Here is a 15,404-nt window from a genome sequence, read left to right as displayed (position 1 = left end):
AGTTAGCACATCCAGCCCTCCCCTGCTTAATTTTTAAAGATAGTGTCTAATATATATTGACATACGAAGTTGCTCTCTATTTTCGCGGAAAGATTTTTTTTACTGATAAACACTGGTTTATCCTGCTCTTTTTCAGGAATACATCCATGGGAACCGTTAACCAATTTGGCATCAAGCGGAATCACATTCATAAGAGTGCGAAATCCCAGTTTCTTTTTAATTAATTTTAAAATAATGCGGGGTAAAATAAATTTCTTTTTAGGGTCCAAAAACAATTCTACAGGATCATAACCTGTTTTTTTATGAATTTCTACCGTTCGGGCAAAGTCGGGTGCTTTACTATCATCCAGCCAATAATAATACGTAAACCAACTATCTTGTTCTGCCACAAGTATAAGATCGCCTGCGCGTTCGTGATTGAGATGATACTCTGTTTTTCCTGCATCATCTAATACTTTTGCTACTCCTGATATTTTTTCCAGTAGTTTTTTGAGCTCAGGAATATCATTTTTATCTTTTATATATATGTGAGCTATCTGATGATCTGCCAATGCAAAAGCGCGACACTCACCAGTATCTAATAATTCTAATCCTCTTTCTTCTCTAATTTCCAGATAATCATGGATGCGTAAAAACCTATTGATGTGTACTGGATTTGTTACCTTAGTAATGCCATACTCAGATAAAACAATAACTTCTACGCCATTGCCTTCAAAAAATTCAATTAAATCTTTACATAATTTATCAATATCTTTTAGATCATTGCTGATTTCAGATGATCCGGGCTCAAATTTTTGACAACAATAATCTAAATGAGGTAAATAAATTAAGGTAAGTGTAGGATTGTGCCATTCATAAACCAGTTTTGATGCTTTTGCAATCCATTCACTGGAACGAATTGTTGTTTTTGGCCCCCAAAAATCAAAGAGCGGAAATACTCCTAATTGGTCTTGTAAGCGATCTCGTAAACTGGCAGGTTTTGAATACGAATCCGGCTTTTTCTGTCCATCGGCCCAATATTGCGGGCGTGGTGTCACTGTAAAATCGGCATCAGAATACATATTGTACCACCAAAACAGATTGGCAGAGGTAAATGAGGGATCAATTTTCCTTGCTAAATCCCAAATTTTCGGTGATTGTACCAGTTTATTCGATTGTTTCCACATTTTTACCTCTGCATCACTCCTATCATACCATCCATTACCAACAATCCCGTGTTCTGAAGGCCATTTCCCTGTTAAATAAGTGGTTTGAGCTGAACAGGTAAGGGCAGGAAGTACTGGTTCAATAATACTTAAATTCCCCTTTTTCTTTTGCCACTGATGCAAAAAAAGATCGGGATTTTGAAGTAAAGTAGTTGTAAGTCCTACTACATTAATAACGACTGTTTGTTGCATTGTTTTGGTATCAATATCTTTTATTAAAGCGCATTTACATTTATAGTTTGCTCTTTTACATTATCGGTTACCCTGTTCATGACCCATTTTAATTCTCTCTCGATAGATTTAGCCAAATCCGTTTGTAAATGAACAGGTAATACTTGCCATGTATAGGTTTCTACTTCTAAATGTCTGGTAAATTCTTTTTTGCGCCAGCTTTGCAAAATTGTTATAATATCATTTTGGGTAGATTGTAATCGTTGGTAATCCTCAACAAATATTGGGACATGAAAATGCGTGCGAAGCTCCTTAAAGTCGGTACGTTTCATGGCTTCTATTCCATTTTTTAAGTCATTAAATTTGAGAAACTCTCCATTTATCGTCTTAATTACTGCCTGATGCAAATAGGTAGGTTCGTCAAAAGTACGCAGACATTCTTGTAGTTCATCAATTGTTACATTCGCTGAAGCTGTACATTTAAGAGCTGCACTAATCTGTAATTTTCCAATCTTTAAATCGTGTTTTTCCATCTTTTGAATTACTTCTTCACTTTCTTCAAATCCAATGGCAAAATGACAAACATCATAACAAAGCTGTATATGGTTTCGCATATATTCCTGTGCCTGCAATAAGGCACAATCAAGAGTTGAAGCTAATAATACAGCGCCTTCACTGAGTAAATAATCTTCAAAAAAAGCAATATATTCATCGCTGTTTTCAATTATACCATCGGGCTCCGGTTCAATATCCAAATGCATCATTATACCTTTAGTCTCATAAAATTCTACTAACTGAGTAACTACTTCAACTAATTGTTTTGTAGCAACTTGTTTGGCCTTAATTAAATCAACTTCAGTAGTATGCCAATACTTATAAGAGAGTGGTGAAGTCGAAATACCTCCTTCTATACCAGATGGCAAAAGTTGGGATAAAATGGTAAAAAGTAACCGGGTATAGTTTAATCTATCGTTGCTTGTCCAGTCCGGTAAATGGACTTTATCCTTGACCGGCTCGTTATGAAAATTTCCATACGGAAACCCATTCATCGTAAATACGTACATTTCATTTTGCGACAACCACTCTTTGAATATCAATAGATTGTTACCCAGTACTAATTCAGTGGCAGCCTGGTATGAAAGACGTAAGCCAATTCCAAAAGGTTTATCCGGTGACACTTCTTTCTTGAGAGGAATACAATACGTTTCTATGCTTTTAAAAACAGCTTCCCATGACTCGCCTGCGTGAATGTTGGTACAATAACTTAAATGACCACTTGGACTTATTAACATACTTCGGTATTTAATTGACAAAATGAATATAGATATTGAATAGATTCGGCAATTAATGCATTGTTGAGCGAATGCACTTCTTCGCCTGTTCCAATATCACTTAATAACATAATGGTAAGCTGACCACCAAGATGTTCTCTAAACTCGTCTAATCCTTTTATAACCTCATCAAGATGAGTATCTAGAATAGGGTGAGTTATGGCAAAACCTAAGGTTAAAAAACATTTTAAAATTCGATCCAGACTGGGTTTGTCAATTTTATGTGCTAAAAAAGAATAAGTAACATCAAGTGCTATCCCAATTGCCACAGCTTCTCCGTGTGTCATTTCATAATCAGTAAGCTGCTCCATTTTATGTGCTGCCCAATGTCCAAAATCTAAAGGACGCGAAGAACCTTTCTCAAAAGGATCTCCTTTTTTAGAAATGTGATCGGTATGTAAAGCTGCACAACGAATAATAAGTGTTTCCATAACCGGAATATCTCTATTGTTGAGCGCTTGTGCGTTTTGTTCTATCCAGTCAAAAAAAGAGGAATCTTTAATAAGAGCTACCTTTATGGCTTCGGATATTCCGGATCGCCAATTGCGTTCACTTAAAGTCTTCAAAAAATCAGAATCATTGAGTACAGCGTATGGCGGAGCAAATGTGCCCAGAAAGTTCTTTTTGCCAAAATAATTCATGCTGTTCTTTACCCCAACACCCGAATCATTTTGAGACAAAACTGTTGTCGGTATTCGGATCAGGCGTACACCACGATGTGCAATCGCTGCAGCATATCCCACAGCATCGAGTACTGCTCCCCCTCCTATTGCTATAAGAAAAGAATGTCTGTCTATTTTGTTATTGTTTACTAATTGCATTACCGCTTCTATATGATCCGGACTATTCTTAACGGCTTCACCTCCCTGAATTACGAGTATATTGGATTCGGTAATTCTAAATTGATGATAATTAAAATAATTGATAACCTTTGTAATAAATTGGTTTGTACAATCGACAACACCTTTATCAATTACAATTGTTATTTTAGGCTGTTGGAAAGCGGGCTCTTTTTTAATCACCTCAATAAGCGACGAATTGTTAACATCAAATAAGGAACGACTAAAAATAATGTCATAATTAAAGGTGACCTGAAAATTTTGCTGAAGTATATATTGGTGTTTCATTTTTTGTAAGATATAATCAAGTGACTGCAAATTTTTTGGATAACAAAATGGATAATGGTAATAAAGACAGAACAAATAACGCATAAAACAATCCTGCTGAACCTGCTACATAACTCGCATTAAGCGGAATTAATGACAATACTCCTGTTTTTACAGCTTTTTGTATAGTCGCTGGTTGGTTGTAAATGAAGGCCTTATATTTTGCAAAAAAATTAATTCCGTACCAAAAAAGAAGAAAGGGCAATAAAATCCAAAACCTAAACCCAAGTAAATGTCCTACATAAACAAATAGAATTACCACAATGGCATCCAGCAGTAAGGCAACAAGTATAGCGGCTTTGTTATTACCCGATGCTTCTTTTTTGGCAGTAAGTGTAATAGCTGCAATAAATAAAATAGGAATAATACCGATATACCAATAATTAAAAACGGCATCGTTACTAATACTCATTCCTAAAAGCAAATTGCCTCCCCGGCAAAGTCCCATATTTAATGGCCCTACAATAGGATAATGTTTACTTATCTTATCATAACTAAGTGCCAGAAGGCTAATAATAAATGCTAAAACACCACTAAGAACCGATACTATAAAAGCAAGTCCAACGCCCATTAACAACATTAGGCATCCTAGTAAAATTGCCTCATTTTTGCTAACTAAACCACGAGGAAGTATTCTTTCTGGACGGTTTATGGTGTCCGATTCCAAATCAAAAATATCATTAAATACAATACCTCCTCCATATAAACCAATGGTAGAAAATAACAGTAACAGCAAATCAAGTATAAAATGACTGCTGTTTGTATTAAAAACTAAAACTCCCGAAATTGCAATACCCGCAAGAATATCAGTGATAGCTGTAATGATATTTGCGGGACGCAGTAAGGTTAGTAAATAAAATGGCTTGCCTGACATTTAGTTTTCTATAATAATATTAGGATATACAATTTCTTTGGCTTCCTGCCCTCTAAGAACACTACTTCCTTCAAAGAGTGTATTCTGCGTAATTACCATTTCATTTTTCCAGTCTTCTTCATGCATTTGCCCGCTTTGAGAATAAGCTGTTAATGCATTTTTATAACACGTTAAATGAACGTCTTCTTTGGCAATTCCTCTTTCCAGCATTAAAGCTGCTGTTTTAGGAACAGATAAAGGGTCGCTTACACCCCAATCGGCAGAACTGTCTACAATAATACGCTCTGAACCATACTGTTTTACAACTTCAACCATACGTTCATTCCCCATTTTGGTATTAGGATAAATCGTAAAAGCCGCCCAGTATCCCCTATCCAGAACATGTTTGGCAGTTTCTTCATTATTGTGATCTATAACTACCATATGAGGAGCAATTCCATGTTCTTCTAACACGTCCATACTTCTAATGGTCCCGTTTTTTTTATCTCTGTGCGGCGTATGAACCATCACCGGCAAATTAAATTTTAGTGCCAGCTCAATTTGCAGTCTGAAATATTTATCCTCGGCCGTGGTCTGATCATCATATCCAATTTCACCAATAGCCACAACTCCTTCTTTTGCAGCAAATAATGGCAATAAGTCCATTACTTTTTCTGCCAGGGCTTCGTTGTTTGCCTCTTTTGAATTTAAACCAATCGTACAGTAATGTTTAATTCCGAATTGCGAAGCCCTAAATCTTTCCCAGCCAACCAAAGTGCTAAAATAATCTTTGAAAGAAGAAGCTTCTGTTCGGGCTTGACCTAGCCAAAAAGCCGGCTCAATAACAGCTACAATACCTGCGGCGCGCATAGCCTGGTAATCATCAGTCGTTCTGGATACCATATGAATGTGTGGATCTATATAATACATATGTTAAGATTTTAAGTGTGAATAATATTGCGTCCCTATTTCGTCCCATGTAACTAAACTGTCAGGCAGTGTCTCGTTGGGAATTTCATTCTCATTATAAAATGAGCTTTCTTTTAATGCTTTTATAGCTGCTTGTTTTGTTAGTGCATCTCCCGTATGCATAGCATTTACTAAATCATCTGCTATTTCCTGATTTACATAACCGGCAACTAATCTCCATATTTCGGGTGATACTAATCTGCCTGCTGACCATCGTTCGTGAATATAATCATGTATGATTAAGGCTAATTTTTCGTTTTTACGCAGATCCAGATCAATAATTTGATATAGCGGACGTCCCATAAAAAGAGCTTTTAAAACCAATTGATTCCAGGCATCAACCGGCAGGTATTTTGCTGCAAAAGGATTCGCTAAAGCTATAGCATCAAACACTGCAACCATATTGGTTCTGATTCCTTCCTGAACCGTCAAAATAAAATCGGCTGCATTTTTTAAGAAAAAAAGGCTCTTATACAAACCAACCAATTCTTTTATATCTGCCATCTCTGCGAGGTTCTTTATTATTTCAACATTTTGATGCACCGGAAGCTGTGTCATTAGCAAACCACGACTAAGCTGTTGTAAATCCCAATGACTCTGTGTAAAACCGGGATATACTTCCTCTAGTATGACGGTTTCCTCTGTCGTCCATTCGGGAATTTCCAGCGAAATTTTTCTGGCGATTAAGCCAAACGTCTGAAAAAACTGTGCGTTATTTTCAAACCTGATATTGTTTTCAAACCAATCTGCTTCAGCTTTTGAAAGTCTGCGTTGAATGATGGTTTGTATGATCTCTTCTGAGCCGGTTTTTAGTGCTATTGCTGTCATGTGGCTTTTTATTTTACAAACATTTCTCTGCCTAATTACTTCAGAATATTCTCCCGTACAACGAGTGAATTATTATCCGGATCTCTGAAAAAGAAAAAATGGTCCATATAACCTTCGTCTGAGCTATTAGTATTGATTATGACACCGTCTATTACATCAATTACAACCTCACTGGCTCTGAAATAATTAAGCGTTGCCTGAATGTCATCTACAATAAAACTGGGTACAGTTCCTGTTTCGGGCAACGGATTAAAAGGAGTCTCAATATCTTTGTACAATCCCAGCATAAAAGTTTTTTCATCTTTATCCCCAAGATATAATTGTATATAAGATTCTGTCCCATAATCCCCATCAGAGTTGAGCGTATATCTGTCATCTGTTTTAAAATTGAGGATTTCCTCATAGAATTTTTTAGATTTAAGAATATCACTCACTGATAATTTTATCACTACTGCTTTTGACCTGAATTTCATAAATGGATAAATTGTTTATGGCCGGTCATTGTGTCCGGCCAAGTTATTTTAATAGTGATTTTTATTTTTTAAGGAGTAACCGAATGGGCTCCTACCTTTACAAATTCGTATGAAGGCCCAATGGTGTATCCTTCTACACCAGGAAATGGTGTTTCTGCCAATTTTTGACAAATCAGCCTAAGATCAAACATCACTCCGATAGTATTATTAAGGTAACCAGGCTCTCCATTGAAGGTGCGGTGCAAACCGTATAATAAATCGCTATAGGACTGATTGAACAAATCTACTTGTCTTCTTTCCTGAGAACCTGCTGGCAGCATACTGGCTTTTGTATTAGGAAACATAGGCAGTACGTTACTTTCATCAAAAGGAATTTCCGGTCCGCTAAAAGAGTAACCGTGTGGCGCCGTTGGGTCTTTAACCAGTTCTTTGCCCACATATATTTCCTGAAATCTGTAATAATGCGCTATTTCTCCTTCTTCGTCTACCGGTGAAGTTGAAGTTCCTTCTCCCTGCTCAATAATAATATTAATAGCATTTATCGCATCTTCTTTTGTCAAGATAGGGTATAACTGGTCTGAAGGAAAAAATTCTGAGGTTACCTGTCTGGCAGGATCACCCGGCAATATCTCCGGAGCTATCTCGTCTATTTTCGCCTGCAAAGCCATATAAAATTCTCCAATTGTTTTGAATGTTGTTATTTCATTGGCTGCAAACCTCTTGTTAAGATCTAACGGCTCTTCAGGCTCTTCAATTTCCATAAAGACATTCTTCACCAAATCACGCGAAAATTTTTCGATAGGCACAATTAAGCTTCCTCCAATACCCATTGGCAAATGTGTTGGATATTCGGGTACAAAATTCGGATTGGCAATGTCGGGTTTCCCGCCCAGTGCATTCAGTATATTTGCTGCTATACTCATGTGCAGCATTTCTTCGATTACAATAGAATGGATAATACTTCTAATAGCTGTTTCCGTATTAGGTTTAAACGAAAACAAGGCTGTTAAATACGGAGGAATAGTGGCATGTTCTAATTCTATTGCATTTTGCAATAACGGATACAACTCCTCTAAACGTTCAGCATTAACTATAGCATTTACAAATTGTGGGCTTATCTTTAGCATAATATTTTATGTATTAAAATTCAAACAGGTTAGTAATTTCCGGCATATTGAAGTCTGCCCCATTTTTTGCTCTTACAGCATCTCTAAGTCGCAGTTGATTATTTGTTAAAGGAACAGCCTCCGTTACTGTATCTTCCTGAATTAGATTTATTTCTCCTTTGGCTTTTTGTTGTGTTACAACGATCGCTTCTCCTTCAATAATTGGATTTCTAAGCCATTTTAGAATGGTCAGTCTCTTCGTTTCGGATAAATCACGGGTAACCGGCATGTATATCGGATCCTTAATATCCCTGTCAAAAGCAAAAATCAGAAGTTCTTTTTTGGCGATAAGTGCATTCGGATCACTAAAATCGATAAAGAATTTACTCATAATTGGATATAGATTAGCAAACTGTACCATTGTAGGCTGAATATCAGCCCAAACTGGTGTTTCCGGAATTTCGAAATAATCTCTTAAGTGTATGGCAATAAAATTCTGCGGCATTACAGAACCAGATGCAGGATCTGTATTAACACCAGCCAAATCATAATCCAAAGTATATATCTGACCGTCGAGATACCCTCTCGGACTATCAATACTGTTTCCTGTTAATTTTAACACCCCTACACCATTTACGTCGGTAGTAATTACAGCATCGAAAGTCAAACCGTCTGCCGGATAATTATTCCCTGGCACGTCACAAATCGGAGGTGTATTTTGGAGTTTTGGAGTCATGGGAGTAGGTGGCTCCAAAGTAATGTATATAGCATGATTTGGCAACGGCAATCCATACTGAGAAGCATAAAAACTAATTTCATTGGTTTGATTCGTGTCTAGACGCTGTACAAATTCGTCTGCCCTCAAGACGATACCATCAACAGCTTCTCTGGCAATAACTACAAACTGATCTGCTTTTGAAGAAGCTCCAAGCAACAATAACTGGTTGTCTTTTAATGCTGAAAGAACTTCATGTGACAAATTATTAAAATCAACAATACCACTTGTACTGTTAAGCCACCCTGTTCCGTTTTCATATTCCAGTTTTCCTATAAAGAGTACACCATCAGGAGAAACCATATAAGGTGTTGCACCGGGAGAAGGTCCTATTGCTGTTTTGCTAACAGCAAGAAATAATTCAGTATTAAGAGCAATAGTACCTATTGAATCTGATACCGGAAATGAACTTCCAAAGTCAATAGAAAGTCTTGCATTTTCTTTGTCCAATATAAAATTAGAAGCTGCAAAGAAAACATTATTGTTATTTGAAACAATCCCATACAGTCTTCTGGCCGGTGGAAAAAGTTTTGGTTCACCCGAAAACCAGGGTCCCAGACTTCCTAGTATACGTCCCAGCGAAAATCTGCCATCTGTAGCATGAGCATAATAATACCCAAAACCATTTAAATTAATACTAAGTCTGTTTTCCTGTGTTTTACTTTTTAAGCTCATCAAAAAAAGTGATTGATATGCAAGATCTCCCCAGACAACATCTTCAAGAACTGAAGTCCAGGTGCCTCCTAAAGGCTGCCCGTTAACTCTGGCTCCTGTTTGCTGGCGCATTTGTAAATCTCTAAAACCAGTAGGTTCAATTTTACCTTCAAGCAACAATTCGTTCGTAGCCGTAAGAATTCTGAAAGTTACCCCCCAAAGCTGTGAAACCATCTGCTGCTGTGGATCTAAATCCACCATCTTTCCTGAATTTCTTCCTTCAGCACCACATACAATCTGGCCTATAATACCATCCAGTAAAGGGTCTGAACTGCTATTTCCATCATCTCCTGTAATTTGCTGTACATGACAATCCTGAAAACCAAAAGTAGCACCACCCTCAGGATTCCACCATCCGTTGTTTGATCCTGTACCAAATTCCTGAAATGATTTTTTAAAAGTGTTGTTGTTATAATGTTGTGGATCATTATTTACAGTAGAAACATCTGAAATGAAATCTCCGGAAAATGTAAGACGAGGGACGTTTAAGTATGACATATGTTTTATGTTTTGATTAAATAAGTTTTATATTTTAACTATTAATGAGAAATAAATCTGCTGAATACCCTTCTCTGGTAAATTTATTTTATCATAACCCTTTTTTACGATTAAATGTCATGAGGAAGCTTTTTTTATACACAGAACGGATAAAATAGTCTATAAGTTTTTGGATAAAGAAGTATAAAATATCGATACTTAAAATTAGGTATCTATACATTTTGATATGCCATATTTCTGACACATTACCTGCGAAAAAGAAGTATTTATTATAAAAAGGAAGACGAACAAAAAAAGTAGTTTTGCTTTCATAAGCTGTTACGACGTTTAGTTATATCAAGTAAAAATATATACTTTTCTTACAAAAAAAACAGGTATTTCTACCTGTTTTTTTATAACTTCTAATTTTTTAATTAACACATAAGCAAAGTATAAAAACCTGTTTTATACATTTGAGATCACGCCAGGACACTAATTATAAAGCCCAATTTTTAAAGGAATTGGGCTTTATTAAGCATACATCTGTTTAAATACCCTTTTCTGTCATTTTTTAGATATGAATATTTTCGTTTTTTACTTTATGCTCCTTAGGTATTTCATTTTTTTCACTCTTTATGATAAGGGCATCCTGAAGCAGATGCATTTTTTTTATCACTAAAAAACTGCTCTTCGATTAAGCGTCTCTGATCATCAGAAACATCTTCAATTTTTCGAAGTGTATTTACCTGAATATGCGGCCAGCTAGTAGTACCTCCGTCATCTCCAAAATCAAATTCGAAGAATATAATTTGTTCGTATTGCAGCTGAAGGATTTCTTTTCCGTCTTCAACAACAGTTTCAATCCACATGTTCGTATTCATTTCGACTGTAGGAACAAAACGATTTACAAACGGAATATTTAATATTCCTCCTTGCGCTCCGGTTTTATTTTTGGATGACATTTGGATAAAAACATAATTGATGATGTTACTGTCTTTATTAGAATCACGAATACGTAAATCCGGCCTTACGGAATAAGGATATAAAGGATCTGCAAGTATGCGCTGTGTGTAGATTTTATTTTCTCCGGGATCATTAACATCATTAAGTTTTTCAAATACCCAGGCAGGTGGTGGTGCGTCAAGATTAATAGGATTACTTTCGCTTGCTCCGGCTCCTCCCATGGTTCTTGAAATTGAAAGATGATCGTATCTCCAGGCAGCATCACCCTCCGGAAATGGTGGCGGACCTATGAATAAGAATTTTTTGTCATCTTCAATTCCAGCCGCATTATTTCGAACCAAATCTCCTAATAAAGTTATAGTGCTTCCGTGCGGAATTACGCCACTTCTGGAAATAGAGTAATCCGGTATAAAATATTGCCCCGTTTGACCAGCTCCAACTTTAAGCTCTTTGGCTGCGATAATTTCATAATATTTTCGGCCATTTAAATTTTCCTGCGTTACATATTCTTTTTGACCCAAATCATTTACAATCAAAAATAGCGTTTCGTCCTGATAGCCGCTTTTATATAAATCTTTGTTGGGATTAAGCGGTGATACCGGGTGTATACCGCGATCTTCACTAATCGTTTTTTCAGTCGCCGCATAATTAAATACATCGCTCAACCATAAATACATACCGGTTTCTTCGTGAATTGGGGTATATTGCAAAGCATCCTGACCTTCAACAGTAGTTACGCTTTTAATGCTTTGGTCATATTTTACAGCTCCGCAAAATTGTTCGTTTGCCCCACCTCGATTACGAACTCCTCCAGGAACCAGATCAAATGTTAGTTTTTCTATATACTCCTGACAGTCAAAACTATATTTTCCCGGAATTGTTCCTGCATTTGTGCCAGGCGAAGGCATGATGGTAGTATGTATACCGCTCCCAATCATTTTTCTATCCTTGTCACTATTGTAGCTAACCCAAGTACCCTGTAATGCTTCTAAAACGCCATAATCTACATTGTTTACTATGTTTTGCAAATCATTTTCATGAAAAGGTCTAATGGGATCTTCAATTTGAAGTTTTGTATATCCTTTCATCAAAGAAGCTAATACACCTTCGTTAGCTTCCTGAACAGCTCCCAGGAAGACTTTATTTTTGTTTTCATCTGAATTGACCTGAGATAAATTTATCTCATCTTCAGCGTTTTTACGTTTTAACATGATATCGTTTTTAAAATTAATAATTTGTGCATAACAGGGTTGGCAGCCTCTCTTTTTTAAGAAGCAGCTTCATTTTACCATCCCAAATAATAATCTTTAGACAACCAGAACGGACGATCGAGACCAAAATACTCCTGCAGCATTTTTTCTGCTTCACAGAAAGCTCCTTCAACCCAGCCTTGCTGATCAGAATAGGCTTCTCCACAAATATGGATTTGCTCGTCAGCTACCGGTTTTCTCATGTACGGCATTACATTTTCAACAGAAAATCCGGCTTTCCATGCATGATATCCTGCGCCAAAAGGTTCGTCTGTCCAGTCTTTAAAATAAGTTACATAAGGTTCCGGTATCGTTACATCTGGACCGTGCAGTTCGCGAAGCTGGTTCATTAACTCGCCCACCATCATTTTAGTCGCCTGAACATCATTTAGTTGATGAAGTTCTTTTAATGATGCTGATTTGGCCGCTTTTACTTCAAAAAGTACTTTATCATCAGAAAGTGCTTTCCAAAAGGTTTCTGTTTCCATATCTCCATAACTTCCCAGCAACATCGAATTATCATTTTCGGCATCTGTACCAAAATAATAACACTGTCTCATTGGTAAATCGGTGATAGAATGCCCTGAATCAATTCCTAATTCTTTCCACCAGGGATGCGGAAAGCCCATTAATATCTTAAAAGCCGGTTCCATAATTACGGATCGGATATTGGTATTTAAAACCGAATTTTCGTTAATGTTGAAAAAGAAATTATTCTGATCTAAAAGTTCCAGAGATTTTCTCGGCATGGCAAGAACTAAAGTATTGGCATACACTTTCCATTCGGTATTGGTTTTCAGATTTAGAAAAGTCAGTTCGTATTTATGTGTATCTTTTGAAGGATGCTCTTTTGTGAAAGTAAGTAGTTTGTTTTCAGACCAAATGCAGGCACCTTCATGATCCATATATGAATTGGCTATTGCATAAGCGATACTGTCATAACCCTCTTCAATGGTTTTATAAATTGTTCCTGCTGAGAAATCTCCAACCATATAAGGAAAAGCTTCTGCTGAATTCCAATTGATGGTATTTGAATAATATCCGCCGGCATTGGCTAAAAATTCATATCCTTCCTGTGAAACCTGATCTTTGATTAAATTCCAGAATCCTAAATCGTTTACTTTACGCTTGTTGTAAGGAGAATTGGGGAAATTGTATACCAGTTTAGGTTTTATATCATCCCAATCTCTACTGGTTAATTCAAATGCATAATCATAGATTGAAGGACCTTGTTTAATTTTTTTTCCATAAGTCGCAGCAACCCACGAATCTGCCATTAAAACATCATAAATGATTTTATTGAACAATTGATCTGAACTGAAACCAAAATCATTATTGTTCAGGTAATATCGGGTTGGTAATTTCTGATTTTGTCCCTGAGCAACCGTCCAGGCATCTTGTTTAAAACGCTCTTTTCTAAGATACATTAATAGTTTTGAAGATTCACCCATAGGAAACGGAACAGGCGTCATTTTGTCTTTCAAAACAGGAATACGTATGTTCGGATTTTCTGGAGGTATATAGCCTTCAATTAATGTTGTTACGATTTCCTGAGAAGTCAGGTAACGCATTCCTCCAAGTTCTCCCCAGAAATTCATTCCCGGCATAATAACAGATTCGAGTCTTCCGCCGAGTTTACTGTTCATATCAAAAATTTGCACTTCGCCAGCTGTAAACTTTTTATCTGTTACCAGACGATATGCAGTGTACAACCCTGAAGTTCCGGCACCAATAATAGCTACTTCTGTTTTTAAACCAGGATGCAGTCCTGTGTTTAGATCAGTATTTTTATTCATAATAATACATATTTAAAATGCTTTAAAGAATTTGTGCCCTAATTGAAATGGCGTAATATCAAAATCTGTATGTCCGTCTAATACAAGGTCAGACATGATTTTTCCTAAAAAAGGAGTGAATTTTGCTGCCCATCCTGTGGCGTATAGCACAATATTTTCATGATTGGGTACATAACTTGGTGCAAAATCAATCAGTAATTCTTTATTAGGTATTGTGCTCAGGGCGATAAGACATGTGGAAGTATATTCAGGCTCTGCGCTTAATCCTGTCATATGTTCTTTTACCCAATCAGAAGTGTAGCCCAGTTCTTGTCGATTAGGGATTAATGTTCTGTCGCTGGGTTCTTTTAAAGGTTCTATTACAAAATCAGGTGCCACACGAATGTATTCCGGATGATCCCAATCGACTTCAGGAAAACCATAAAACTGATTGCCGTTTTCACCTATTGGATTTTGAAATACAAACCAGGTTGGATATTGTATAGCCGGATCGGTCTTTTTAAAATAAGCCGAAGACATATTCCAATAAACAGCATCAATTTTAAAATCTAGTAAGTTGATTACGCTATTAATGTACGGACCAGGGACGATAGCTAGTTTTTTAGTAATATAAGATCCGTTTGGCGTAATAATTTCAAAGAGTTTACCAACATGATTGATTTTAAGCACTGGTGAATTTTCTTCTAAATGAACCGTTTCTTCTTTTTTACACAAGTCTAGAAGCGCTTCATTTGTTGCCTTAAAATTAATGCTGGCACCATCGGCCTGAAACAATCCGGTATAGGTTTCAGGCAGATTTTTAAAATGGTATTTTGCTTCAATTTCTTTCGCTGTTAAAGTGGTATACGGAACGTTTAATGCTTTTAGCGCTTCTTCAGCCTCTGCTATATTTCCTTCTGTAGAATGTACTTCGGGGTCTCCAAACCAAAGTGTACCTACTTTATCCAATAATTTTGTATCGGTTTCTTTTTCCAGTTCATCCCAGTAAGGCTGTGCGTCTAAAGCCATTTGCACCATATATTCATCCGGATATGGAATTCTAAACTGGCGAGAAACTCCGGCAGAACTGCCTAATTGGTTTACAAACGTAAATTGTTCCAACACCAATGTTTTTGCTTTTCGTTTACCAAGATGGTATGCCGTAGCCAGACCTATTGGCCCTCCACCAATAACAATTACATCGTAGTTTTCTGTGTTCATAGTTTTTTTCTTTATAGTAGATTTTGGACATGCATTTAGAACAATACACAAGCATTGTCATAGGTCTAAATTACTGGAGATACAAAATCAATTATAAAAAAATGACACAAAGCAGAGATTATAGGTC

12 protein-coding genes are annotated in these 15,404 nt (G+C 36.6%); all 12 read right to left on the bottom strand.

Annotated features, from left to right (window positions below):
- Nucleotides 1-26 precede the first annotated feature (26 nt).
- The 12 genes from BXU10_RS05170 to BXU10_RS05115 all read right to left on the bottom strand — a co-directional run bounded on the left by BXU10_RS05170 (nt 27) and on the right by BXU10_RS05115 (nt 15,277).
- Nucleotides 27-1,397 (bottom strand): alkaline phosphatase family protein, encoded by a 1,371-nt coding sequence (locus BXU10_RS05170; RefSeq protein WP_078226409.1) that lies wholly within the window; start codon nt 1,395-1,397, stop codon nt 27-29.
- A 23-nt stretch (nt 1,398-1,420) separates the two neighbouring features.
- Nucleotides 1,421-2,668: a metabolite traffic protein EboE gene (gene eboE / locus BXU10_RS05165; RefSeq protein WP_078226408.1), complete on the bottom strand. Its 1,248-nt coding sequence runs from the start codon at nt 2,666-2,668 to the stop codon at nt 1,421-1,423.
- On the bottom strand, nt 2,662-3,834 hold the full coding sequence (locus tag BXU10_RS05160) for a 3-dehydroquinate synthase (RefSeq protein WP_078226407.1): 1,173 nt from the start codon (nt 3,832-3,834) through the stop codon (nt 2,662-2,664). Before BXU10_RS05160 ends, eboE begins: the two co-directional genes overlap by 7 nt.
- 16 nt (nt 3,835-3,850) lie before the next feature.
- The gene (gene eboC / locus BXU10_RS05155) at nt 3,851-4,747 is read right to left on the bottom strand and encodes a UbiA-like protein EboC (protein WP_078226406.1); all 897 of its coding nucleotides are present in this window, start codon (nt 4,745-4,747) and stop codon (nt 3,851-3,853) included.
- Nucleotides 4,748-5,656, bottom strand: coding sequence for a TatD family hydrolase (locus tag BXU10_RS05150; RefSeq protein ID WP_078226405.1), 909 nt, complete (start codon nt 5,654-5,656; stop codon nt 4,748-4,750).
- A 3-nt stretch (nt 5,657-5,659) separates the two neighbouring features.
- Nucleotides 5,660-6,523 carry an EboA domain-containing protein gene (locus BXU10_RS05145; protein ID WP_078226404.1) on the bottom strand — a complete coding sequence of 288 codons (864 nt, stop codon included), beginning with the start codon at nt 6,521-6,523 and terminating at the stop codon, nt 5,660-5,662.
- Between the two features lie 35 nt (nt 6,524-6,558).
- Entirely contained in the window at nt 6,559-6,996 is a 438-nt protein-coding gene (locus BXU10_RS05140; RefSeq protein WP_078226403.1) for a VOC family protein, read from the bottom strand.
- 68 nt (nt 6,997-7,064) lie between these two features.
- Nucleotides 7,065-8,123, bottom strand: a complete 1,059-nt coding sequence (locus tag BXU10_RS05135; RefSeq protein ID WP_078226402.1) for a ferritin-like protein — start codon at nt 8,121-8,123, stop codon at nt 7,065-7,067.
- A gap of 13 nt (nt 8,124-8,136) precedes the next feature.
- Nucleotides 8,137-10,089, bottom strand: coding sequence for a hypothetical protein (locus tag BXU10_RS05130; RefSeq protein WP_078226401.1), 1,953 nt, complete (start codon nt 10,087-10,089; stop codon nt 8,137-8,139).
- 605 nt (nt 10,090-10,694) lie between these two features.
- Nucleotides 10,695-12,242 carry a peroxidase, FMP-type gene (locus tag BXU10_RS05125; RefSeq protein WP_078226400.1) on the bottom strand — a complete coding sequence of 516 codons (1,548 nt, stop codon included), beginning with the start codon at nt 12,240-12,242 and terminating at the stop codon, nt 10,695-10,697.
- 74 nt (nt 12,243-12,316) lie between these two features.
- Complete coding sequence (locus BXU10_RS05120; protein WP_078226399.1) at nt 12,317-14,077, bottom strand: FAD-dependent oxidoreductase; 1,761 nt, start codon at nt 14,075-14,077, stop codon at nt 12,317-12,319.
- 12 nt (nt 14,078-14,089) lie between these two features.
- The gene (locus BXU10_RS05115; protein WP_078226398.1) at nt 14,090-15,277 is read right to left on the bottom strand and encodes an FAD-dependent oxidoreductase; all 1,188 of its coding nucleotides are present in this window, start codon (nt 15,275-15,277) and stop codon (nt 14,090-14,092) included.
- Between the last annotated feature and the right edge of the window lie 127 nt (nt 15,278-15,404).

It is taken from the genome of Flavobacterium sp. LM4 (assembly GCF_002017935.1).
Lineage (GTDB): Bacteria > Bacteroidota > Bacteroidia > Flavobacteriales > Flavobacteriaceae > Flavobacterium > Flavobacterium chungangense.
The sequence above is the reverse complement of the archived record's forward strand: the minus strand, read 5'-3'. Positions and strand labels throughout refer to the sequence as shown.

What these genes read in the sequence shown, in the direction of transcription:
- BXU10_RS05170 (WP_078226409.1), bottom strand. Translation starts at nt 1,397, where the DNA reads ATGCAACAAACAGTCGTTATTAATGTAGTAGGACTTACAACTACTTTA.
- eboE (WP_078226408.1), bottom strand. Translation starts at nt 2,668, where the DNA reads ATGTTAATAAGTCCAAGTGGTCATTTAAGTTATTGTACCAACATTCAC.
- BXU10_RS05160 (WP_078226407.1), bottom strand. Translation starts at nt 3,834, where the DNA reads ATGAAACACCAATATATACTTCAGCAAAATTTTCAGGTCACCTTTAAT.
- eboC (WP_078226406.1), bottom strand. Translation starts at nt 4,747, where the DNA reads ATGTCAGGCAAGCCATTTTATTTACTAACCTTACTGCGTCCCGCAAAT.
- BXU10_RS05150 (WP_078226405.1), bottom strand. Translation starts at nt 5,656, where the DNA reads ATGTATTATATAGATCCACACATTCATATGGTATCCAGAACGACTGAT.
- BXU10_RS05145 (WP_078226404.1), bottom strand. Translation starts at nt 6,523, where the DNA reads ATGACAGCAATAGCACTAAAAACCGGCTCAGAAGAGATCATACAAACC.
- BXU10_RS05140 (WP_078226403.1), bottom strand. Translation starts at nt 6,996, where the DNA reads ATGAAATTCAGGTCAAAAGCAGTAGTGATAAAATTATCAGTGAGTGAT.
- BXU10_RS05135 (WP_078226402.1), bottom strand. Translation starts at nt 8,123, where the DNA reads ATGCTAAAGATAAGCCCACAATTTGTAAATGCTATAGTTAATGCTGAA.
- BXU10_RS05130 (WP_078226401.1), bottom strand. Translation starts at nt 10,089, where the DNA reads ATGTCATACTTAAACGTCCCTCGTCTTACATTTTCCGGAGATTTCATT.
- BXU10_RS05125 (WP_078226400.1), bottom strand. Translation starts at nt 12,242, where the DNA reads ATGTTAAAACGTAAAAACGCTGAAGATGAGATAAATTTATCTCAGGTC.
- BXU10_RS05120 (WP_078226399.1), bottom strand. Translation starts at nt 14,077, where the DNA reads ATGAATAAAAATACTGATCTAAACACAGGACTGCATCCTGGTTTAAAA.
- BXU10_RS05115 (WP_078226398.1), bottom strand. Translation starts at nt 15,277, where the DNA reads ATGAACACAGAAAACTACGATGTAATTGTTATTGGTGGAGGGCCAATA.